The sequence below is a fragment of the Staphylococcus sp. HMSC067F07 genome (assembly GCF_001837405.1).
Taxonomy (GTDB): domain Bacteria; phylum Bacillota; class Bacilli; order Staphylococcales; family Staphylococcaceae; genus Staphylococcus; species Staphylococcus capitis.
In genome coordinates this window covers 1-743 of sequence record NZ_KV832226.1, presented here as the reverse complement: position 1 = coordinate 743, position 743 = coordinate 1, and the positions used below count along the sequence as shown (strand labels likewise).

The 743-nt window shown below is 30.3% G+C and carries 2 protein-coding genes; both read left to right on the top strand.

The window, feature by feature from the left end:
- The coding region (locus HMPREF2706_RS02710; RefSeq protein ID WP_176746160.1) for a malate:quinone oxidoreductase at positions 1–356 on the top strand (356 nt) is incomplete at its 5' end.
- An 11-nt stretch (positions 357–367) separates the two neighbouring features.
- Positions 368–493, top strand: a complete 126-nt coding sequence (locus HMPREF2706_RS12330) for an SE2200 family small protein (protein ID WP_371106841.1) — start codon at positions 368–370, stop codon at positions 491–493.
- Positions 494–743: the final 250 nt, after the last annotated feature.

The window sequence follows — 743 nt, the reverse complement described above, 5'->3', positions numbered from 1 at the left end:
AAGCACGTGATGAAGATTGGCAGTTATACACTGCAGGCAAACGTGTACAAGTGATTAAAGATACTCCCGAATATGGTAAAGGATTTATTCAGTTTGGTACAGAAGTTGTTAATTCTGAAGATCATTCGGTAATAGCTTTATTAGGAGAGTCGCCAGGAGCATCAACTTCAGTATCTGTAGCTTTAGAAGTACTTGAGAAAAACTTCCCTGAATATGAATCTGAATGGATGCCTAAAATACAAAAAATGATTCCATCTTATGGTAAATCACTCATTAATGATACTGCGTTAATGAAAAAAATCCGTCAACAGACATCAAAAGATTTAGAATTAAATTACTATCAAAACAATAAGTAGACTACAATACAATGCTAAAAAAAGGAATGTTAAGCGTGAAAAAATTATTAATAGTAACAATTATTAGTACTATTGGTTTTTGTGCACTCAAACGTTACCAAAAACATGTAAACCAAGCACCAAACATAGAATATTAGAGTCAAAATATTTATAAAAATTATTACGTATATTAGTTTTATAAAGCCAAATTCAATTTTTAGTGATATTAAAAAGAGGTCTCATATATGAGATCTCTTTTTTCATTGATAGAGTTTTTTGATTCTGTAAGTATAGTACTATAAGAAATCAAGCAGTTTTAAAACACTACGTAAGATGACTTATCGTAAGTTATCTATCATCGTATATTCGGAGATGATATAATATATAGGTCGCCTATCTCTCAGGCGT